The organism is Mesorhizobium sp. M0808 (assembly GCF_040320025.1).
In the GTDB taxonomy this organism is placed as follows: Bacteria; Pseudomonadota; Alphaproteobacteria; order Rhizobiales; family Rhizobiaceae; genus Mesorhizobium.
Genome location: NZ_JAMYOX010000008.1, coordinates 147,053 through 167,851 on the forward strand (window position 1 = coordinate 147,053; position 20,799 = coordinate 167,851).

The window sequence follows — 20,799 nt, forward strand, 5'->3', positions numbered from 1 at the left end:
TTCTCCCTGTATTTCTTGTCAGTTGCTGAACGGATAGTCCCGCCGTTCCGGGTCGGCACGTGAAGAGGCGGCAGCTTCGCCCGCGCCCAGCGCCGCCGATATCGTCTCGGCCGCCGCCTTCGTCCGCTCGAAGACGGTGCTGCGATCGAAGCGGGCGGCCTTTTGCGGCAGGAAGGGGACGGTGAGCGCGGCAATGACGGCGCCGGTATGGTCGCGCACCGGCATCGAGATGTTGGTGCAGCCCTCGACAGCCAGCGAGGCGCGCATTTCATAGCCGAGCCTTGCGACCTCGTTCAGCCGCGCTTCGATTTCCGTCCGGCTGCCTTGGCCTTCGCCTGCGGCGACGATCCGTTCGACGATGCGGTCGCGCTCGGCGCGGCTCGAATGCGCCAGCAGCACCGCGCCGGAGCTCGTTTCGAGTATCGGGAAATGCGAGCCAAGGGCAACCGAATAACGCATCGGCAAAGGCGAATCGATCTGCAGCACGACCAGTGCGCTCTCGCCTTCGCGCACGACGAGATGGCAGCTCTGGTCGGCATTGGCGGCCAGGCCGCGCATCACCGGCAGCGCACATTCGACCAGGCGGTTTACCGGCGGATGCATATGCGCCAGCTCGAACAGCTTCAGCGACAGGCGGAAGCGGTCCGATTGCGTCCGGAAAATGTAGCCGCGCTTCTCCAGCAACAGCAGGATGCGGTAGATCTCGTGAATGGAGCGCCCCATTCCGGTGGCGATCTCGGTTTGGGTCAGCGGCTCGCCGCTGGCAGCCATGAATTCCAGTATGTCGAGCGCCTTCTCCACCGCCGGCACCCGATAGCCGTTGCGGCCGCTTTCGCCTTCGTCGACGATCTGGGCAATATCGGCGGCCATTACGCGACGCTCCGTTGCGGCTGGCCATGCCTGGTCTCGCGATAGAGCCGGTTCAGCCGATCCGCGAGCTCGGCCGCCTGCAATTCGCCGGCGATCGCCGCCGCGGCATGAGGGGCGCATTGGCGGAAGAAGCTGATGAAGCCCGGATGGGTCGGGCGCAGATAGGAGGCTTCGATCGTCGCCAGCGTCGAGGCGAAGAAGCCGCCCGAGAGAGCGTTGACCTCGGTATCCTGCCACGCCGCCAGCGACCCCGGCTGTCCGCCGGATTTCACATAGTCGCCGCGCTGATAGCCGGGCGAGCACAGAAATAGCGCGTAATCGATGGCTGCCTGCTTGTGTTTCGATTGGGCGCTGACGCCGATGCCGGCGCCGCCGAGCAAGGCGCCGGCGGATCGCGGCGTCGGCACGTCGGCGAAGCGCAGATACGGCCTGTCTGCCTTAGAGGCGTAGTTCACATAGCCGAAGGCGAACGGCACGTAGACCACGTCGTCATGCGCGATCATCTGATCGTAGCAACGGATCGGGTTCCATTTCGGCGAGTTCGGGTGCGACAGCGCCGCAAGCTGGCGCAACTGCCCGACGGCCTGCTCGATTTTTTCCCCGGCGATGAACTCGTCGCCGTCTTCCCGGGGCTCACCCAGCGTCAAAAGCAGGCACATGGCGTCAGTCGGCACCAACGGCAGCCCAAGCCATTTGCCGTCCTTCAAGGCGCGCCGGCCGAGCTCCAGCACCTCGTCATGGCTGCGCGGCAGCGGCCCGTAGCGCTCCAGCAGATCGGGGCGATATGAGGCAACCTGACAGGCAGCATCGATCGGCAACGCCCATTGGCGCCCGTCCCTTGCGTAGGATTGCCAGGACGCGCCGACCGAATCCCGTTCGAAGCCGCGGCGCTGCTCGGCCGACAAATCGAACGGCACCATCAGCCCGCCTTCGGCAATATCGCCGATGAACGGATGGTCGAACACGACAAGATCATAGGCGCCGAGCACCGGACCAAGCGCGCCCTCGCCGAACTCGTAGAGGCTGCGGCGGTCCCATTCGATCTCAAGACCGGGATTGGCGGCACAATACGGCCCGATGCTGGCGTCGAGCGGACCCCAGCAGCGTCGGTGATCCCACGCGAGGCCGCGCAGTCTTGTCATGCCGAAATTCCTCCCAGAGGCGGCCATGCGCCGGCCCAGCCGATTAGTAGCAACTATTTTCACCTAGACAAGTAGTTTTTACATACGCAAAGCCAGTCCTCGCTTCTGTTTGGCGAGAAAGCCGCCCAACCATCCTTGGTGCGCATCGCGTTGCCGCCGGCCTGCAACCAAAGGCTGCGATGGATCTGGCTTTTTGGGAACTTTCGCGACGAACATTCGTTCGGTTGGCGCAGCCATCTGGAGCAGCATCACTGGGCAGCGTCACTGGATTCAGCGCCGAGTCGCGGGGAGCGGACTAAATGGACAACGGTGGGCGCGGCCATGAACCGGTTTACCGCCTTGGCATTCGCCACGTTTCTGGCGATAACTTCGATCTGGGTCCTGTCGCTGGTTTCTTAAGATTTGGCTCTGGTTGCTTGGGATTTGCCGCTGGTTTTTAGGATTTTGAGGGGTTCTCGACAGGTCGACCGCTTAACGATGACGTCCGCCGCATGTGGTTCTGCCAGCCGGAGCCGCGTGCGTGAAGAAACTGTCGCCAGGAGCACACCGGCGCGCACATTCGGGGTTGGCAGCCACGCTGCCTGCAACGTTCCAATCGGTTTTCAGGAAACGGCGAGATCTCATGCTGCTGAGGGTGATCGTTCGAAACTGTGCCGCCATCCGTCTTGGCTGCCTCGGCGCGACGATTTTGCTGGTCGGGCTGCTTGCCGGCTGCCAGGGCGGCGTGCTCGATCCGCAAGGGCCGGTGGGGGCGGCGCAGCGGACGATCCTGCTCAATTCGGTCGCCATCATGCTGGCCATCGTCATCCCGACGATCGTGGCGACGCTCGGCTTTGCCTGGTGGTTCCGGGAAACCAACACAAGAGCGCGGTACCTGCCGGAATGGGCCTATTCCGGACGCATCGAACTGGTGGTCTGGTCGATCCCCATCCTCGTCATCCTGTTTCTGAGCGGCATCATCTGGATCGGGTCGCATGACCTCGATCCAATGAAGCCGCTGGATTCGCAGCAAAAGCCGCTTGAGGTGCAGGTCGTCTCGCTCGACTGGAAATGGCTGTTCATCTACCCCGAGCAGAATGTGGCGAGCATCAACCAGCTCGTGGTGCCGGCGGGCAGGCCGGTGCATTTCTCGCTTACCTCGGCAAGCGTCATGAACGCGTTCTTCGTGCCTCAGCTTGGCGGCATGATCTATACGATGAATGGCATGACGACGCAGCTTCACCTGCAGGCGGATCAGCCCGGCGAATTCTATGGGCGGTCGGCCCATTTCAGCGGTGACGGTTTTCCAGGCATGCAATTCGTGCTGCATGCCGTCGCAGCGGATGCCTTCGACGCGTTTGTCAATTCGGCGCGAAGCCAGGGACAGGCACTCGACAAGGCCAGCTACCAGGAACTAGCCAGACAGAGCATCGACGTGCCGCCTTCGACCTATCGCTCGGTCGAGCCGGACCTTTTCCATGAAATCGCGACGCAGGGCGTTCCGCCCGCGCCCGGTCCCCAGGCCGGTCGCCCCGAGCCGAGCGTATCGCCCGCGACAGGAGGCTGACAATGCTCGGAAAATTGAGCTGGGACGTCATTCCGTTCGATCAGCCTCTGCCGATGATCGCCTCGGCGGTCGTCGCCCTGGCAATTCTCGGCGTGCTGGCCTGGGTCTTCCTGGCCGGCCATTTCCCCTATCTGTGGCGCGAATGGATCACCAGCGTCGATCACAAGCGGATCGGCGTGATGTACACGCTGCTGGCGCTGCTGATGCTGCTGCGCGGCTTCAGCGACGCCGTCATGATGCGGTCCCAGCAAGCCCTCGCCTTCCAGGCGCCCGGCTATCTGCCGCCCGATCACTTCAACCAGGTCTTTTCCGCCCACGGCACCATCATGATCTTTTTCGGGGCGATGCCGTTCGTCATCGGACTGATGAACCTGGTCGTGCCGCTGCAGCTCGGCGTCCGCGACGTTGCCTTTCCGACGCTCAACTCGGTGAGTTTCTGGCTCACCGCCACCGGTGCGCTGCTGGTCAACATCTCGCTGGTGATCGGAGAATTCGCCCGTACCGGATGGCTGCCCTACCCGCCGCTCAGCGAGACCGCCTACTCACCGGGCGTCGGCGTCGACTATTATCTGTGGGCGGTGCAGATATCGGGCGTCGGAACGCTGCTCACCGGGATCAATTTCGTCACCACGATCCTGAAGATGCGGGCGCCCGGCATGAGTTACCTCAGGATGTCGATGTTCTGCTGGACCTCACTCGCCGCCAGCCTGCTCATCGTCGCCGCCTTCCCGATCCTCACCGCCACGCTCGCGATGCTGACGCTCGACCGCTATTTCGGCTTTCATTTCTTCACCAATGAAGCCGGCGGCAACATGCTGATGTTCGTGAACCTGATCTGGGCCTGGGGCCATCCCGAGGTCTATATCCTCGTCCTGCCGGCGTTCGGCATCTTCTCGGAGGTCATCTCTACCTTCTCCAGCAAGCCGCTGTTCGGCTACCGCTCGATGGTGGCCGCGACGCTCTTCATCTGCATCGTCTCCTTCATGGTGTGGCTGCACCACTTCTTCACCATGGGCGCCGGGGCCGACGTCAACGCCGCGTTCGGCATCGCCACCAGCATCATTGCTGTCGGTACCGGCGTGAAGATCTACAACTGGATGTTCACCATGTATGGCGGCCGCATCCGCTTCGCGACGCCAATGCTGTGGTCGCTGGGCTTTATGGTGACGTTCGTCATCGGCGGTATGACGGGCGTGTTGCTGGCCGTGCCGCCGGCCGATTTCCTGCTCCACAACAGCCTGTTCCTGGTGGCGCATTTCCACAACGTCATCATCGGCGGTGTGCTGTTCGGCGCCTTCGCGGGATATACCTACTGGTTTCCAAAGGCATTCGGTTTCCGGCTGCACGAGGGCTGGGGCAAGCTGGCCTTCTGGCTGACTCTGATCGGCTTCTACGTCACTTTCGTGCCGCTCTACGCTGTTGGCCTGCTCGGCATGACCCGCCGAATGCAGCATTTCGACGTGTCGGCATGGTATCCCTGGGTGCTGGCTGCCGGCGTCGGCATGTTAATCACTACCGCCGGCGTGGTCGCGCAGATCGTACAGCTCGTCGTCAGCATCCGGCAGCGCGCGGCGCTTCGCGACGCCACCGGAGATCCCTGGGACGGCCGCTCGCTGGAATGGGCCACGCCCTCGCCGCCGCCGGTCTTCAACTTCGCCGCGCTTCCGCATGTCGAGGGCGAAGAGCCCTACTGGAGCATCAAGCAGCGGGCACGCGAACAAAACCGGCTGCGCGACGAGCCTGACTACGAGCCGATCGAGATGCCGCGCAACAGTCCCACCGGGTTCATCTGCGCCTTCTTTGCGACCGTAATGGGTTTTGCCCTCATCTGGCACATCTGGTGGATGGTGGCGCTCGGCGCTCTCGGTGCTTTGGCCACCTTCGTCGTATTCGCGTGGCGCGACATCCCCGAATACGTCATTCCTGCCGCCGAAGTCGCCCGGATCGACCGCGCCAACCGAAGTGCCCGCCGCGAGGCGCTGGTTACCTACACAGGGCCAAGGCCATGACCGCGATCGATGTTCGAGAGCGTGACCCTTACCGCCTCCATGGCGGGTACGGCCATGCACCTGGCCACGGCGACGGCGGCCCGGCACCGATCCGGATCGTCGTCGGCTACGGCTTCTGGATCTTCCTCCTGAGCGACATCGTGATGTTCTCGGCCTTCTTCGCGGCCTACGCCGTGCTGGCGGGCAAGACGGCGGGCGGACCAAGCGGGGCCGAGCTGTTCGACCTGCGCAACGTCGCGATCGAGACGGCGGCCCTGCTTTTGTCGAGTTTTACCTGCGGTCTCGCCAGCCTCGCCGTGACAGCGCGGCGAAGCTCCTGGTTCTATGTCGCGATGGCTGTCACCTTCGTGCTCGGCGCCAGCTTCATCCTGCTTGAGTTGCGCGAGTTCGCGCATATGGTTGCCAGCGGTGCCGGACCGACGCGCAGCGCTTTCCTGTCGGCGTTCTTCACGCTGGTTGGATGCCATGGCCTTCACGTCACGGCGGGGCTGCTGTGGCTGCTCACGATGGTGGCGCAGATCTTCGCCAAGGGATTCCGTGACGATATTCTTCGGCGTTTCATGTGCTTCAGCCTGTTCTGGCACGCCCTCGACATCATCTGGGTCGCCCTGTTCACGGTGGTCTATCTCCTGGGAGCAAGTCGATGAGCAATGCGGACGATCGCCACGCGCAACGGCGCGACACCGATGGGCTGGAGCGCTACGACATCGATACGGCGCCGGGTGACGAATACCTCGGCGACACCGAAGTCGGATCCGGGCTACGCGGCTATGTGATCGGCCTCGGGCTGGCAACGCTGTTGACCATCGCCTCGTTCTGGTTGCTCGGAACCAACCTGATATGGGCACCCGGCATTCCGGTGGCGCTGGTCGTGCTTGCGATCGCCCAGATGGGCGTGCATCTCGTCTTCTTCCTGCACATCACGACGGGGCCGGACAACACCAACAACGCTCTAGCGCTTGCCTTCGGCGTGCTGATCGTAGTTCTGGTGATTGGCGGCTCGATCTGGATCATGGCCAACCTCGACCACAATTTGATGCCGATGAACGCGGTCATGAACATGAACCGCTGATGCATGTCGCGCAAAAGTGTGCAGCGGTTTTGTGATAACGACATGCGTAAAAACAAGAATCTAAAGCGCGTCGCATGAGGCCGATCGAACGCGACGCGCTTTAGCGATTATTCCGGCCGTTCGCCGCAGTTCATGCGACAGCGAGCTCCGGTCTCAAGCCCGTTCGAATGTGCCGACGAGCTCGGCCTCTCCCACGACGTGCGGCGCGGCCTGTTTCAGCACGTCTTCGACGGCAGCCTTCTCGTCGAGACGCAGCGTCTCGACGTCGACCGCAAGAAGCCGGAAATGGTAATGGTGGAGCCCATGCCCAGGCGGCGGCTGGGGGCCGTCATAATGAGGATTGCCGAAATCATTGACGCCGTGTCCGAGGCTCTCGGTCTTGGCGCCGGCGGTCGTGCCTTCGGGAAGAAAGTTCCGCTGTGCGTCGATGTCGTAGACCGCCCAATGACGGAACATGCCTGAAGGGGCGTCGGGGTCCTCGACGGCCAGGACGAAGCTTTTGGTTCCTTGCGGCGCGTCCGTCCACTCCAATGGCGGCGAGACGTTGCCGCCGTCGCGGGAATAGCGCGGCGGTATTTTTTCGCCATCGGCAAAGGCAGAGCTTTTGAGCGTGAAAGCCATGGTCTCGATCTCCCTGGCTGAGGTTCCCGCATAACAACCGCGAGCCACCGATGTTCCGGGCAGCCACCTGGTCAAACCCGCAGCCGGCCGTTGGCCGGAACATTCGCCGAGGAAGCGGGTTTTTCGGTTCGGACGCATCGCCGCGGAATGGCGGCAAGAGGCTCGGCAATGGACGAAGGGCGCGACATGACCGGGCTAAGCGGTAAGCAACCAAGCGGGGCGAAAGGTGTTGTGGTCGCATTCTCCGTGCCGGGCGGCGAGACAATCTATACCCACGAGCGGGAAACCGTCGCTGCCGTTGCGCGCACGATTGCGGCGTTGAAGGGCTTTGCCTTCCGCCAGGGCCTGCGTGACGGCGGCGGTGACAGTGGCCGACTGTATTTCGTGCCGGACGACAGCCTGCTTGCCGTCGATGCGCTCCAACTGGGCATAAACGGGCCGGACGACCTCTTCGGCGGTGTGGTGCCCTGGCGCCTCGCAACCACCAAGGCCATAACCCACGAGCTGGTGGACGGATCGGCGGCACGGCCAAAAGAATGGCACGCCGGCTTCGGCAGGGCCGTCGCCGCGGCCGTACTGCCCGGTTACACCGCATTTTCACGCCACGACGCGCTGCGCGCAGCGCAACGTCTGCTGGAGCTCGGGCTGGTCCGGTTCAAGCCACCGCGCGCTTCGCGGGGCCGCGACCAGCACACCGCCGCGACGGTCGGCGATGTCGAAAGGCTGCTGGACCAATATCCATCCTCTGACCTAAGCGAATACGGCCTTGTTCTCGAAACGCAGCTTCGCGACATCGTTACGCTGAGCGTTGGCAGAACCATGATCGACGAATTGTCGATCAGCTATTACGGCACCCAGCGGACGACGACCGACAACGACGGACAGCCCGTTTACGGCGGATCCGATCTGGTCGTCGTGCGCGGCGGATGGGAGGCGCTGGATGAGCTGCGATTATCGCCGACGCTGGGTTTGGCCGTGGCGCAGGCGAGAACCTATGACGCAGCGATGGATGGTTATCCCGGATTTTTCGCCTCACGGCGCAACTACGACATCGGCCAAGGTGTCGATTCCTCGGGCATCTGGCGATCGGGTGTGCTGGAAGCCAGCTGGCGGATCGGTGGCAGCAGCAGCGCCGAGCTGGCAGCGATGGACGCCATGAAGCGCGACCCCGACATGCAGATCGTGCATGTCTCCGCCGTCAAGCAGTTCGGCAGCACTGCGCGGCTGCCGCCGAACGCAGCAATCCACTTCCACGGGGAGGACCCCGAGGAGGGTCAAATCACGCGTTATACCGTCGTCACCCAGGCGATCCGAGGGCCGATCGGGGAAGCCGGCCGATCGTCATTCTAGCCATGTCAGGTTGAAGTCAAGCACGCCTCCGGCAGGGAACATCCACCAATGGCCGAGTTTGTTTCGGGCAGGCAGCAAGTCAGAGACCGGAGGAAAAAATGATCGAGATGATTTCCGCTCCCCAGAACGTAGCCGCCTTTCGTGTCACCGGCACCGTGACGGCGGACGACTACGACAAAGTCATCCCGGCAATCGAAGCGAAACTGAGCGACCACAAGGACATCGGCGTCCTGACCGATCTTGCCGATTTCGAGGACATGACGGCTGGCGCCTTGCGGCGCGACCTGCAGTATGGGCTGAGCAAACTTGGCGAGCTCCACCGCTTCAAACGTGCCGCGGTGATTTCCGACAAGCAGTAGATCAAGGCCGCCACGGAAATGACGGACGCGCTGTTTCCGCAAATCGAGGCGCGGGTGTTCCCGGAGGACGAAAAGGCCCAGGCCCTGAAATGGGTGGCGGGCGTGCAATAGCGGCGTTGCCTGCAGGAGTGGTTACGGAAATGGCCATGCCAACCGTTTACGACAAACGACAGGATCCGGAAGGCCTCTGGGAGGTCTATGACAGCGAGAGCGACGAAGCCGTCGTGGTCGATGGATTGCCGCTTTCCGGTCTCGACGAAAGCGAAGCCGATGAAGCGATTGAAAAGCTCAATCGGGGCGATCTGACGTCGGACAACATCCCCGAGACGGTTCGGTCAGGGTGGCCTCCGACCAAGGACGGTTTGTGATGACAGCCTGACGGACGTCACCGAGGCGATCGGTCGCGGATCTACGACGAGGCCTTGACCCCGAGCTTGCGGGCCTTGTCCTCGAAGTCGTCACGAATGTCCTCGATCGTCGGCAGATGCAGTCGGCGCAGCTGGGCGTGCAACTTTTTGGCAGCGTCGGAATTCAGGTCGCGCTTGAAATTGGTCGCGACCTCCTCGGCCGAGCCGTAACGGCGATAGCGCTCAATCTCGGTCTTCGTGGCCTGCTGGACATGTTCGAGCGTCTTGCGCTCGGCATCGGATTTTCCGTCCGGTTTGGCCCGCATGACCGGGTTGAAGGCTTTGCTGATAACGAATTCGACCAGTTCCTGCTGGGCGTGAGCCATGATTGTTCTCCCTCGAAGGAGGCCTGTCCGGGCCTAGAACGGTTCGTCGTTTCCCGGAAACGCTGAACCGCTCTATTTTTTCGTTTTGACGCAATTCCGAACGGAAAACCGTTCCACACTTTTACTGGAATTGCTCTAACCGCGGCGACAATTGAAGGTTCCTTGGCGGATTTCGTTACCGCTGCAGGTCAAGCGCAGTTCCTCGAAGTCACAGCCGAGCCTTGGTGGTGCGTGGCGTTGCCAGGAGCAGGCTTGTTTCGCTGCCGGTAATTCCGGGGATCAGGCGGATACGTCTCAGCACCGCATCGAACTCGCTCAGGGTCTGGGTTCCGAGTTCTATCACCAGATCCCAGCGGCCATTGGTGGTGTGGATGGTCGAGACCTCGGAGAAGCCGCCCAGCGCCCGAATGACGCGATCGGCGGCGTGGCCTTCGATCTCGATCATCATGATGCCACGCACGCGCTGATCGACCGCGTCGGCGCGCAGAATGACGGTGTAGCCGACGATGACGCCGTCCCTTTCAAGTCGCTCGATCCGGGACCTTACCGTTGCCCGGGAGACACCCAGGCTGACGGCAAGATCGGAAATGCTGCGCCGGGCGTCGTGCCGCAAAGAGGTGATGATCTGCTCGTCGAGCTGGTCCATGATTGCTCACAACGGAAGTAGATGATGCCACAATGGTAAGGCACTTCGACAAATTTGCCAATTTGACATGTTCATTCTGCCAGCGATGCCCGCTTCAATAAAGGCATCGTAATTCGGTGGGGTATGACAAATGCATTGCACAATCGTTGGGGCACCGATCCAGGCCGGCTCGGGTAGGATGGGCTGCGAGATGGGGCCGAGTGCGCTGCGCACGGCCGGCCTGGCCGGCGCGCTGACCGAGCTTGGCCATACGCTGACCGACCTCGGAACGATTGTCCCTGCCGATATGCGCCCTGTCGTACACGGCAATGCGGCGGTGAAGGCGCTGCCGGAAATCGCCGCCTGGACGGCGGCAATCAGCGAAACCGCCTATGCCGCGAGCGCCGATGCGATGCCGATCTTTCTCGGCGGCGACCACAGCATTTCGGCCGGCACGCTCGCCGGCATTGCCCGCCGGGCGGCGAATGCCGGCCGGCCGCTCTTCGTGCTGTGGCTCGATGCGCACCCCGATTTTCATACCCTCGACACGACGACCAGCGGCAATCTGCATGGTGTGCCGCTGGCTTATGCCAGCGGGCAGCCCGGCTTCGAGGGCTATTTCCCCCGCCTTGCAGCGCAGGTGGAGCCGGCTCGCATATGCGCGCTGGGGATCCGCAGCGTGGACCTGGCGGAAAGGGATGCATTGCGCAGAGCCGGCGTGACGGTCCACGACATGCGTTCGATCGACGAGCACGGCATCGCGCAACTGCTTCGCGCCTTTCTCGAACGGGTGAGCGCCGCCAACGGCATGCTCCACGTCAGCCTCGACGTCGATTTTCTCGACCCGTCGATCGCCCCGGCGGTCGGCACCACCGTCCCAGGCGGCGCCACCTTCCGCGAGGCGCATCTGGCGATGGAAATGCTGCATGACAGCGGCCTCGTCACCAGTCTCGACCTGGTCGAGCTCAACCCTTTTCTTGACGAGCGCGGCCGCACCGCCACGCTTTTGGTCGACCTGACCGCAAGCTTGATGGGCCGGCGGATCATGGATCGCCCGACGAGGGGGTTCTGAGCCATGACGGTCAATTTGAACATCGTTCCTTTCGTCAGCGTCGACCGCATGATGAAGCTGGTGCTTGCCATCGGCATCGAGCGCTTTCTGGTCGAGCTTGCCGCCTATATCGAAGAGGATTTCAGGCGTTGGGAGCTGTTCGACAAGACGCCGCGCGTCGCCTCGCACAGCCGGCGTCATTGAGCTGATGCCGACCAGCGACGGGCAGCTTTACGGCTTCAAATATGTCAACGGGCATCCGAAGAACACGCGTGACGGCCGTCAGACCGTGACCGCTTTCGGCGTGCTTGCCGATGTCGGCAACGGCTATCCGATGCTGCTTTCGGAAATGACCATCCTGACCGCCCTGCGAACGGCGGCCAGCTCGGCGGTTGCCGCGAAATACCTCGCTCCCAAGGCCGCCCGGTGCATGGCGATCATCGGCAATGGCGCGCAATCGGAATTTCAGGCCATTGCGTTCAAGGCGCTGCTTGGCGTCGACAGGCTGCGCCTCTACGATATCGACCCGGCGGCCTCGACCAAATGCATGAAGAACCTTGCCGGCATGGGTTTCGACATCAAGCTCTGCGCGTCGGCGCAGGAGGCCGTCGAAGGTGCAGAGATCATCACCACGGTGACCGCCGACAAGCGGTCGGCAACAATCCTGACCGACAACATGGTCGGGTCCGGCGTGCACATCAACGCGGTCGGCGGCGACTGCCCGGGCAAGACCGAGCTGCATCGCGACATTCTGCTGCGCTCGAATATTTTCGTCGAGTATCCGCCGCAGACGCGCATCGAAGGCGAGAGCCAGCAGCTCGATGCGGACCATCCGATCACCGAATTGTGGCAGGTGATGACAGGAAAGGCAGCAGGCCGGACGGACGCCGGACAGATCACGCTGTTTGATTCCGTCGGCTTTGCGATCGAGGATTTTTCCGCGCTGCGCTACGTCCGCGATCAGCTTCAGCGGACCGGCCTTTACGAGGAACTAGACCTTCTGGCCGATCCCGATGAACCGCGTGACCTGTTCGGCATGCTGCTGCGCGCCGAAAAAGTGGCCGGGCTGGCGGTTGCCGGCAGCTGAGCTGCGATCCTGTCGGTCAGTCCTTCTTTTCCTGGTAGAGGCGCTCGGTGGCGCGGTCGCTTTCCCTGCGCTCCGCCGGGCCGCGACGGCGCTGCGTGAGCAGGGCGTAGGCGATCAGGATTGCCAGCAGCAGTGGACCGCCTGCAACAACGAGCAACCACAAACTAGTCTCAAACATCGAACCGTCTCCTTTCCTTCACAACCGGGAAGGACCAGAACCGTTCCTCCGTCTTATCGGAGGTCGCCCGCACGGCGTGGCGCGATTCAGGATTTAATGCTTCGAGCGGGGCGTTCCACGCCTTGTCTGCACTCAGGATGCCCTTATCTAGAGTCTTATCATTCGGTCACAGGCACTCTCTGCAAAGTGAAGGGAACCACAAGGGCTTTCCGACATTTGGTTGTTCAAGAGACAAACGTGCAGCCACACCGGCTCCGGGGCTAGGAATACCATGCGTGAGAATCAATCCGACGTCTTCGATCTGTTTTCCGAGGTTTACAAGAATGCGGCGCAGGAGGAGATAAGCCTCCAGCAATATCTGCTTGCCTGCCGCGAGGACAAGTCGATGTACGCCTCGGCGCCCGAGCGGATGGTCGAGGCGATTGGCGAGCCGACCTTTGTCGATACCAGCAAGGACGAGCGGCTTGGCCGTATTTTTTCGAACCGGACGATCAAGATCTATCCGACCTTCGCCGACTTTTACGGCATGGAGGATACGATCGAGCGTATCGCCGGTTATTTCCGCTATGCCTCGCAAGGGCTCGAGGAACGCAAGCAGATACTCTATCTCCTCGGCCCGGTCGGCGGCGGCAAGTCCTCGCTTGCGGAGCAGCTGAAAAGGCTGATGGAGCAGCGTCCGATCTATACGCTGAAGGTCGGCGGCCAGGTCAGCCCGGTGTTCGAATCGCCGCTCGGGCTGTTCGACCCCGACCGCATGGGCGACCTTTTGGAGGATAAATACGGCATCGCCCGGCGGCGGCTGAACGGCCTGATCTCGCCCTGGGCGGCCAAGCGCCTCGACGAATTGTCCGGCGACATCTCCAAATTCAGCGTCGTCAAGCTGATGCCGTCCAGGCTTCGCCAGATCGGCATCGCCAAGACCGAGCCGGGCGATGAGAACAACCAGGACGTTTCGGCCCTGGTCGGCAAGGTCGACATCAGGCAGCTGGAAAACTTCAGCCAGTCCGATCCGGATGCCTATTCCTATAGCGGCGGCCTGAACCGGACCACGCAAGGACTGCTCGAATTCGTCGAGATGTTCAAGGCGCCGATCAAGGTGCTGCATCCGCTGCTGACCGCGACCCAGGAAGGCAGCTACAACGGCACCGAGAATTTCGGCGCTTTCCCCTATCAGGGCATCATCGTTGCCCATTCCAACGAATCGGAATGGCTGCAGTTCAAGAACAACAAGAACAACGAGGCGTTCCTCGACCGTATCCTGGTGGTCAAGGTGCCGTATTGCCTGCGGGTCACCGAAGAGCGGCAGATCTACGAGAAGCTGTTGCGCGAAAGCGAATTGGCCTCCAGCCCCTGCGCTCCGGAAGTGCTCGATATCCTCAGCCGGTTCACCGTTTCGACCCGCCTGGCCGAACACGACAATTCGCCGCTCTACACCAAGATGCGCGTCTATGACGGCGAGAACCTCAAGGAAACCGATCCCAAGGCGAAGTCGGTCCAGGAGTACCGAAACGCGGCCGGTGTCGATGAAGGCATGACCGGCGTCAGCACCCGCTTCGCCTTCAAGATCCTGTCGCAGACCTTCAACTACGACACCGAAGAGGTGGCCGCCGATCCGGTGCATCTGATGTACATCCTGGAAGAGGCGATCAAGCGCGAGCAGTTCCCGAAGGAAACAGAGGCGGACTATCTCGATTTCATAAAGTCGGAGCTGGCGACCCGTTATGCCGAGTTCATCGGACACGAGATCCAGAAGGCTTATCTGGAATCCTATAGCGAATACGGCCAGAACCTGTTCGACCGCTACATCGCCTATGCCGATGCCTGGATCGAGGATCAGGACTACAAGGATACCGATACCGGCCAGATCCTCAATCGCGAGGTTCTGGACAACGAACTGTCGCAGGTCGAAAAGCCGGCCGGCATCGCCAATCCCAAGGACTTCCGCAACGAAGTGGTGAAGTTCACGCTGCGCGCGCGGGCCAGAAACCATGGCCGCAACCCATCATGGACAAGCTACGAAAAGCTGCGCGAAGTCATCGAGAAGCGGATGTTCGGGCAGGTCGAAGATCTGCTGCCGGTGATCAGCTTCGGCTCCAAGCAGGACAGCGTGACGGAGAAGCGGCATACCGAATTCGTGCAGCGGATGATCCAGCGCGGCTACACCGAGCGCCAGGTCCGCCGGCTGGTGGACTGGTACATGCGGGTGAACAAGGCGGGTTGAAGCCAGCCCGGGGTAACATATGCCGATCTTCATCGATCGCCGACTGAACCCGAAGGACAAAAGCCTCGGCAACCGGCAGCGTTTCCTGCGGCGGGCGCGCGAAGAGTTGAAGCGCACCATCCGCGATCAGATCCGCACCGGCAAGATCGCCGACGTGGACGCCGAGCATGCCGTTTCGATGCCGGCGCGAGGCACCGGCGAGCCGAGCTTCAAGGATGCCCGGAACAGCGGCAGCCGCCAGCACGTCCTGCCCGGCAACAAGCATTTTGCCCGAGGCGACCGGCTGCCTAAACCCGGCCAGGGCGGCGGCATGGGATCCGCCCCGGGGAGAACCGAATCGGAGGACGATTTCCGTTTCGTGCTGTCGCGCGAGGAGGTGCTCGACCTCTTTTTCGAAGACCTCGAACTGCCTGATATGGTCAAGCTCAACCTCAAGGAGATCCTCGCCTTCAAGCCGCGCCGGGCCGGCTTCGCCGCGACCGGCTCGCCGACCAACATCAATGTCGGGCGCACGATGCGCAACAGCCATGGCCGCCGCATAGCGCTCAGGCGCCCCAAGCAGGAGGCGGTCGACGCTGTCGCGCAGGAGATCGCGACGCTGGAGACGAAGCCGCAAAACGCCGAGATGCGGCAGCGCATCGTGGCGCTGCAGGAAGAGCTTGAGCGGCTGGAGCGCCGCCGCAAGCGGATCGCCTTTGTCGATCCGGTCGATATCCGCTTCAACCGCTTCGACGCCCAGCCGGTGCCGAACGCCAATGCGGTGATGTTCTGCCTGATGGACGTGTCCGGTTCGATGGGCGAACGCGAGAAAGATCTGGCCAAGCGCTTCTTCGTGCTGCTGCACCTGTTCCTGAAACGGCGCTATGACCGCACCGAGGTCGTCTTCATTCGCCACACGCACGAGGCGCAGGAGGTGGACGAGGAAACCTTCTTCTACAACACTCAGAGCGGCGGCACGGTGGTTTCCACGGCGCTCGAGGAGATGCACCGCATCGTCGAGCAACGCTATCCCAGCCGCGAATGGAACATCTATGTCGCCCAGGCCTCGGACGGCGACAATTTCGTCACCGATTCCGAGCGCTGCATCGCCTTGCTCGACGAACAGATCATGCGGCTTTGCCAGTATTTCGCCTATGTCGAGATCCTCGACGAGCGTGAGAGCCACATCTTCGGCGCCACCGACAACGGCACGTCGCTGTGGCGTGCCTACAGTGCGGTCAAGCTGAGGTGGTCGAACTTCCAGATGAGCCGCATCGCCACGGCGGCCGACATCTACCCGGTTTTCCGCCAGCTCTTCGCCAGACAGCCGGGTTATCAAAAGAGCGCTGAAAGAGGGGGCTGATGGCGAGCAAATCCGGGTTGCTGTTTTCCGGTTCCGACTGGGATTTCAGGACGCTGTCGCGTGCGTACGAGACCATCGAGGCGGTCGCCACGGAAGAGCTCCACCTCGACGTCTATCCGGTGCAGATGGAGATCATCTCCTCAGAACAGATGCTCGACGCCTATTCCTCTGTCGGCATGCCGCTGATGTACCGGCACTGGTCGTTCGGCAAGCACTACCTCTACCAGGAATTGCTCTATCGCAAAGGCGGACGGGGGCTCGCCTATGAACTCGTCATCAATTCCAATCCCTGCATCGTCTATCTGATGGAGGAAAACACCATGGCTCTGCAGGCCCTGGTGACGGCGCACGCGGCACTCGGCCATAACCATTTCTTCAAGAACAATTATCTGTTCCAGCAGTGGACGGACGCCAGCGCCATCCTCAGCTATCTCGACTTCGCCAAGGGCTACATTTCCCGCTGCGAGGAGCGGCATGGCGTCGATGCGGTGGAAGAGATCCTCGATGCCGCACATGCGCTGATGGAACAGGGCGTGTTCAGATATCACCGGCCGCCGAAACTGTCGTCGGAAAAGCAGCGCGAGGGCGTTCGCGAGCGCCTGGAATACGAGGAGCGTTCCTACAATGACCTATGGCGCACGCTGCCGCCTTCGAAGGACGGCACCAAGCCCCGCGAGACGGATACAATGGCGGAGCGCAGAAGATCGCTCAAGCTGCCCGAGGAAAACCTGCTTTATTTCCTGGAGAAGAACAGCCTGATCCTGGAACCCTGGCAGCGTGAGGTCATCCGGATTGTCCGCGTCATCGCGCAGTATTTCTATCCGCAGCGCCAAACGCAGGTGATGAACGAGGGCTGCGCGACCTTCGTGCACTACACGCTGATGAACCTTTTGTTCGACCGCGGCCTGATCGGCGAAGGCGCCATGCTGGAAGTGCTGCGCAACCATTCGAACGTGATCTTCCAGCCGGGCTTCGACGATCCGCGCTTTTCCGGCATCAACCCTTACGCGCTGGGCCTCGACATGATGCAGGACATCCAGCGCATCTCGACCGCGCCGACCGCCGAGGACCGCGACTGGTTTCCCGATATCGCCGGCAATGGCGACTGGCGCCAGACCCTGCTGGACGCCTGGGCCAACCATCGCGACGAGTCCTTCATCCGCCAGTATCTGAGCCCTACCCTGATCCGGAAATGGCGGTTCTTTGTGCTTGCCGATGCGGCCAACGATCCGCACTACGAAGTCGCCTCGATACACAATGAGCGCGGCTACGAGAGCATCCGCGCCGCACTCGCCCACAGCTACGACATCGGCGCCAGCCGGCCGGACATCCAGGTGGTGGACGTGGACCTGCTCGGCGATCGGCATCTGCGCCTGCAGCATAAGGTCAAGGACGGCATAGTGCTGGAAGGCGGCAGCCGCGACGCCACGCTGCGCCATATCCGCAAGCTCTGGGGCTACGAGGTCAGCATGGCTGCGGTCGACTCACAGACCGGCGCCACAGTCCACGAACGGTCGACCAGCCAGATCGGGGAATGACCGAACCGGACTTGCCGGCGAAGTCGGGTGTCGTTGCCTTTACCGGATCACCAACCACCCTAAGTACGCGCGCGCCACGAGGGCATCATTCAGGGAGCAGGAACATGCGCGCATTGATGATCGCCACCGTCCTTCTGGTCGCTGTCACGATGGCGCTCTCACTTGTGCACGCACTGGAATTGCCCGGCAAGTTGCGCCTCAAGGAGGCCACCTACAGATCAGTGCAGGCGATCTATTATCCCGGCTTCACGATCGGCGGCTTTGCCGAGATCGGCGGCATCATTGCCCTCGCCATCATGCTCTACCTGACGCCTTATCCAAGCGCTCGATTCTGGTGGACCTTGGCGGCGCTCGCCTTCTTGCTGGCGGAACATGCGACCTATTGGTTGATAACGCATCCCGTCAATAATTTCTGGGTGCAAGACGTTGCCATGCCGAAATCAGCCGCGACGTTTTTTTCAATGTTCTCTCGAAAGCAGACCGGCGACTGGAGAGACTTGCGCAACGTCTGGGAGGCTTCGCATGTCGCCAAGGCAGGCCTGGCGATGCTGAGCCTCGTCTCAATTGCTATCGCCGCGACATTTTTTGCTGAATAGCGCCAGGGATCAAGACGGCCCTCGTCCGCCAACTTGTCGCCACGAACGCTGCATCCGAGATCAGGGAACGGAACCGGCGTACTATCTTAACGTCAAGCGATCCTGCCGTTTCAGCGGTCGGCGCGATGCTTGTTGTGGGCGCTTTCCTGGTGCTCGCCGCGAATTATGTTGCGGTCGTCGGGATCGGCAATGTCCTTCGGGTCCGATCTGAGCTCGGCACCGCGCCGGAACGCCTCGCGCTCTTGCCTGGTCTTTTTCAAATCCGCTTCCGCGTCGAAATCCTTGCCGGCGTTTTTCGTGTTCTCGCGCTCTTCGATAATGCGCAATTGCTGCTCATGAGTCTTTTTTCCGGCCATCGGTGACCTCCTTCTTTTGATTTTCCGCTTTCCCAGGGTCCAAATTCGCTACAGCCCGAAAGGATAGGTCTCGGGAAGGCCTGTCCCCGCATGTTCCGGCCCAAGCGGCGTCACGGCACTGGTTTCATCGAACCAGACGAAAGCATCGAACTGGCGGGCGAGCGAGGCGTCCGCATAATGGCTGTGGAGCTCGGTTTCGGGCCGGTAGATGACGCCGATAAAGCGTTCCAGCCGGCGCTCCAGAAGCCGTTCGCGCAGCGTGTCGTCGCGCTCGAAATCGAGCAGGAAAGGCGAGACGCCGCTGTCGTGGCAAAGCCGCTCATAGCTGTCGTTGTGGGAAGGCCGAACCGGTTTCACTTCCATGTCGCCGTCCCAGTCGGTGGCGGCGGCCACCGTCCCGGAATGCGTACTGAGCCCGATCAAGGCAACCTCGTCGCCAAAACGCTGGCGGCAGAGCTGGCCGATGTTCACTTCGTCCCTGACGATCCCCATCTCGGTGTAGCGGGCATCGCCGATATGGGAATTATGTGCCCATACCACCGCCTTGGCGTTCGGGCCGCGGGCCTGCAGCAGGTGCTCCAGCGTTTCGAACATATGGGTGTCGCGCAGGTTCCAGGATTGCGCGCCGCCGTAATACATGGTGCGGTAATAGCGCTCGGCGGAGGCGACCAGACGGGCATTCTGGCTCGCGTCGAGGAAATCGATGCCGTCCTGCTGCGCATAGTCGAGCTCTCTGGAAAGCAGTTCCCGGCATTGCTCGAGCACGGCCTTCTCGCATTTCTGGTAGCCGGAGGTGAGTGCGACACGGCCATAGGTGGCCGGGTCGTTCTGCCACGGCGTCAAGCAGCCGTAGCGTTCGCGCGCGATCCTTGCCGCCTGCGGATCGACCCGGTCGAGATATTGCAGGACCGCCGCAATCGATCCGCCCATATTGTAGATGTCTAGGCCATAGAATCCGGCCCGCCGGGAGGAAATGCTGATCCGCTCATTACGCACTCGCATCCAGTCGACGAACGCCGCGACGTCGGTGTTGCGCCACATCCAGGTGGGAAAGCGCTGGAAGGGCGGCGCGGCGCCCGGCCGCGGCGGTCGATGGCGGACGTAGCGGTCGATCGCCGCGGCATCGGGCCAGTCGGCCTCGACCGCGACGATGGTGAAGCCATGCTTCTCGATCAGCCTGCGAGTGATCGCGGCGCGCGCACGGTAGAACTCCGACGTGCCGTGGCTGGCTTCGCCGAGCAAGACGACGCGGCGGTCGGCAAACCGGTCGAACAGCGCACCGAAGGCCGGATCGTCGAAATCCGGAAGCGGTTCGGCGGCGGCCGCTATCATCTGCGGCAGGCTGCTCCTGCGCTGATGCCGGTGCGGAAGATCGGCCGCTATTTGGCTGTCGCTGCCTGGCTCGCCCCAGCCTTGCTCGCCGATCAGCGGAACAAACCGCACGCCGCCGAAATCCTCCTCGGTGTAGGTTGCGGCGCCGGTACGGGTGACCTTGAGCAGGCGCTGCGAGTCGAATTCATCGCCGACCGGGATGACAAGCCGGCCAGCGACGTCGAGCTGTTCTTGCAGAGCGAGCGGTGCGCCGGGTCCGGCGGCCGCAACCAGGATCGCATCGAAGGGTGCCGCCTCGGGCCAGCCTTTGGTGCCGTCGCCGGTGCGGACTTCGATATTGTCGTAGCCAAGCTTTTTGAACCGTTGCCTTGCCGTTTCAGCCAACGCGGCGTGGCGCTCGATCGTGTAGACGCGTTCGACGATCCGGCTCATTACGGCAGCCGCATAGCCCGAGCCGGTGCCAACCTCGAGGACGTGGTCGCCGGCTCCGATCTCCGCCATTTCGATCATGAATGCAACGATATAGGGCTGCGATATCGTCTGACCTTCGGCGATCGGCAGCGGCCCGTCCTCATAGGCGAATTCTTCGAAACCAGGCTCGACGAAAGCCTCGCGCGGGACCTCGCGCATCGCCTGAAGGACATTGCGGTCGCGAATGCCACGGCGGCTCAAGTGGATGTCGACCATTTGGTTGCGGGCATGGGAGAGATCGAGCATCTTTTTGCTCCTCCTATGGCGCCTCCGCTACAATCGCCCAAGCTGCTCAACGCC

Annotated in this window: 20 protein-coding genes and 1 pseudogene; 13 read left to right on the forward strand and 8 right to left on the reverse strand. The window is 62.1% G+C overall.

The window, feature by feature from the left end; translation table 11 throughout:
* Nucleotides 1-18: 18 nt before the first annotated feature.
* Nucleotides 19-870, reverse strand: coding sequence for an IclR family transcriptional regulator (locus NKI25_RS13345; protein WP_023677043.1), 852 nt, complete (start codon nt 868-870; stop codon nt 19-21).
* Complete coding sequence (locus NKI25_RS13350) at nt 870-2,012, reverse strand: ABC transporter substrate-binding protein (protein ID WP_352571839.1); 1,143 nt, start codon at nt 2,010-2,012, stop codon at nt 870-872. Before NKI25_RS13350 ends, NKI25_RS13345 begins: the two co-directional genes overlap by 1 nt.
* Before the next feature lie 622 nt (nt 2,013-2,634).
* On the opposite strand from NKI25_RS13350, the gene cyoA reads away from it, so the two are divergent.
* Genes cyoA through cyoD form a run of 4 tightly spaced genes read left to right on the forward strand, consistent with a single transcriptional unit; the run spans nt 2,635 to nt 6,639 of the window.
* Nucleotides 2,635-3,558 (forward strand): ubiquinol oxidase subunit II, encoded by a 924-nt coding sequence (gene cyoA, locus NKI25_RS13355; RefSeq protein ID WP_352620540.1) that lies wholly within the window; start codon nt 2,635-2,637, stop codon nt 3,556-3,558.
* Nucleotides 3,559-3,560: 2 nt separating this feature from the next.
* The gene (gene cyoB, locus NKI25_RS13360; RefSeq protein WP_023677047.1) at nt 3,561-5,567 is read left to right on the forward strand and encodes a cytochrome o ubiquinol oxidase subunit I; all 2,007 of its coding nucleotides are present in this window, start codon (nt 3,561-3,563) and stop codon (nt 5,565-5,567) included.
* Nucleotides 5,564-6,214: a cytochrome o ubiquinol oxidase subunit III gene (gene cyoC, locus NKI25_RS13365; RefSeq protein ID WP_352998577.1), complete on the forward strand. Its 651-nt coding sequence runs from the start codon at nt 5,564-5,566 to the stop codon at nt 6,212-6,214. Before cyoB ends, cyoC begins: the two co-directional genes overlap by 4 nt.
* Entirely contained in the window at nt 6,211-6,639 is a 429-nt protein-coding gene (gene cyoD, locus NKI25_RS13370) for a cytochrome o ubiquinol oxidase subunit IV (protein WP_352998578.1), read from the forward strand. The genes cyoC and cyoD overlap by 4 nt, the downstream gene beginning before the upstream one ends.
* Before the next feature lie 153 nt (nt 6,640-6,792).
* On the opposite strand, the gene NKI25_RS13375 is transcribed toward cyoD, so the two are convergent.
* On the reverse strand, nt 6,793-7,260 hold the full coding sequence (locus NKI25_RS13375) for a YbhB/YbcL family Raf kinase inhibitor-like protein (RefSeq protein ID WP_352998579.1): 468 nt from the start codon (nt 7,258-7,260) through the stop codon (nt 6,793-6,795).
* Nucleotides 7,261-7,428: 168 nt separating this feature from the next.
* On the opposite strand from NKI25_RS13375, the gene NKI25_RS13380 reads away from it, so the two are divergent.
* From NKI25_RS13380 to NKI25_RS13390, 3 genes are all read left to right on the forward strand, one after another.
* Nucleotides 7,429-8,610, forward strand: coding sequence for a DUF3182 family protein (locus tag NKI25_RS13380; protein WP_352637321.1), 1,182 nt, complete (start codon nt 7,429-7,431; stop codon nt 8,608-8,610).
* Nucleotides 8,611-8,708: 98 nt separating this feature from the next.
* Nucleotides 8,709-8,969, forward strand: coding sequence for a SpoIIAA family protein (locus NKI25_RS13385; RefSeq protein ID WP_352588764.1), 261 nt, complete (start codon nt 8,709-8,711; stop codon nt 8,967-8,969).
* A gap of 146 nt (nt 8,970-9,115) precedes the next feature.
* Nucleotides 9,116-9,337, forward strand: a complete 222-nt coding sequence (locus NKI25_RS13390) for a hypothetical protein (protein WP_352588767.1) — start codon at nt 9,116-9,118, stop codon at nt 9,335-9,337.
* A gap of 41 nt (nt 9,338-9,378) precedes the next feature.
* Here NKI25_RS13390 and NKI25_RS13395 read toward each other — a convergent pair whose 3' ends face one another.
* The gene (locus NKI25_RS13395) at nt 9,379-9,702 is read right to left on the reverse strand and encodes a hypothetical protein (RefSeq protein WP_352588770.1); all 324 of its coding nucleotides are present in this window, start codon (nt 9,700-9,702) and stop codon (nt 9,379-9,381) included.
* A gap of 208 nt (nt 9,703-9,910) precedes the next feature.
* On the reverse strand, nt 9,911-10,348 hold the full coding sequence (locus tag NKI25_RS13400) for an Lrp/AsnC family transcriptional regulator (protein WP_352588773.1): 438 nt from the start codon (nt 10,346-10,348) through the stop codon (nt 9,911-9,913).
* 130 nt (nt 10,349-10,478) lie between these two features.
* Here NKI25_RS13400 and rocF point away from each other — a divergent pair, with 130 nt between their 5' ends.
* Together rocF and ocd are read left to right on the forward strand one after the other, a co-directional pair.
* Nucleotides 10,479-11,399, forward strand: a complete 921-nt coding sequence (rocF, locus tag NKI25_RS13405) for an arginase (protein WP_352588776.1) — start codon at nt 10,479-10,481, stop codon at nt 11,397-11,399.
* Nucleotides 11,400-11,402: 3 nt separating this feature from the next.
* Nucleotides 11,403-12,465, forward strand: a pseudogene (gene ocd, locus NKI25_RS13410) (ornithine cyclodeaminase).
* Between the two features lie 16 nt (nt 12,466-12,481).
* Here the strand turns inward: ocd and NKI25_RS13415 are convergent.
* Entirely contained in the window at nt 12,482-12,643 is a 162-nt protein-coding gene (locus NKI25_RS13415) for a hypothetical protein (RefSeq protein WP_023677058.1), read from the reverse strand.
* 271 nt (nt 12,644-12,914) lie between these two features.
* Here NKI25_RS13415 and NKI25_RS13420 point away from each other — a divergent pair, with 271 nt between their 5' ends.
* Genes NKI25_RS13420 through NKI25_RS13435 form a run of 4 tightly spaced genes read left to right on the forward strand, consistent with a single transcriptional unit; the run spans nt 12,915 to nt 18,340 of the window.
* Entirely contained in the window at nt 12,915-14,864 is a 1,950-nt protein-coding gene (locus NKI25_RS13420; protein ID WP_023677059.1) for a PrkA family serine protein kinase, read from the forward strand.
* 19 nt (nt 14,865-14,883) lie between these two features.
* Nucleotides 14,884-16,206 (forward strand): YeaH/YhbH family protein, encoded by a 1,323-nt coding sequence (locus NKI25_RS13425; RefSeq protein ID WP_023677060.1) that lies wholly within the window; start codon nt 14,884-14,886, stop codon nt 16,204-16,206.
* A complete protein-coding gene (locus NKI25_RS13430) occupies nt 16,206-17,744 on the forward strand; it encodes a SpoVR family protein (protein ID WP_352788089.1) in 1,539 nt (512 codons plus the stop codon). Before NKI25_RS13425 ends, NKI25_RS13430 begins: the two co-directional genes overlap by 1 nt.
* The gene (locus NKI25_RS13435; protein ID WP_352989152.1) at nt 17,741-18,340 is read left to right on the forward strand and encodes a DUF1772 domain-containing protein; all 600 of its coding nucleotides are present in this window, start codon (nt 17,741-17,743) and stop codon (nt 18,338-18,340) included. Before NKI25_RS13430 ends, NKI25_RS13435 begins: the two co-directional genes overlap by 4 nt.
* A gap of 110 nt (nt 18,341-18,450) precedes the next feature.
* Here the strand turns inward: NKI25_RS13435 and NKI25_RS13440 are convergent, their stop codons facing one another.
* Both NKI25_RS13440 and NKI25_RS13445 read right to left on the reverse strand, forming a co-directional pair.
* Nucleotides 18,451-18,696 carry a hypothetical protein gene (locus tag NKI25_RS13440; RefSeq protein ID WP_023720508.1) on the reverse strand — a complete coding sequence of 82 codons (246 nt, stop codon included), beginning with the start codon at nt 18,694-18,696 and terminating at the stop codon, nt 18,451-18,453.
* Nucleotides 18,697-18,744: 48 nt separating this feature from the next.
* Entirely contained in the window at nt 18,745-20,745 is a 2,001-nt protein-coding gene (locus NKI25_RS13445; protein ID WP_352797329.1) for a protein-L-isoaspartate(D-aspartate) O-methyltransferase, read from the reverse strand.
* Nucleotides 20,746-20,799 lie beyond the last annotated feature (54 nt).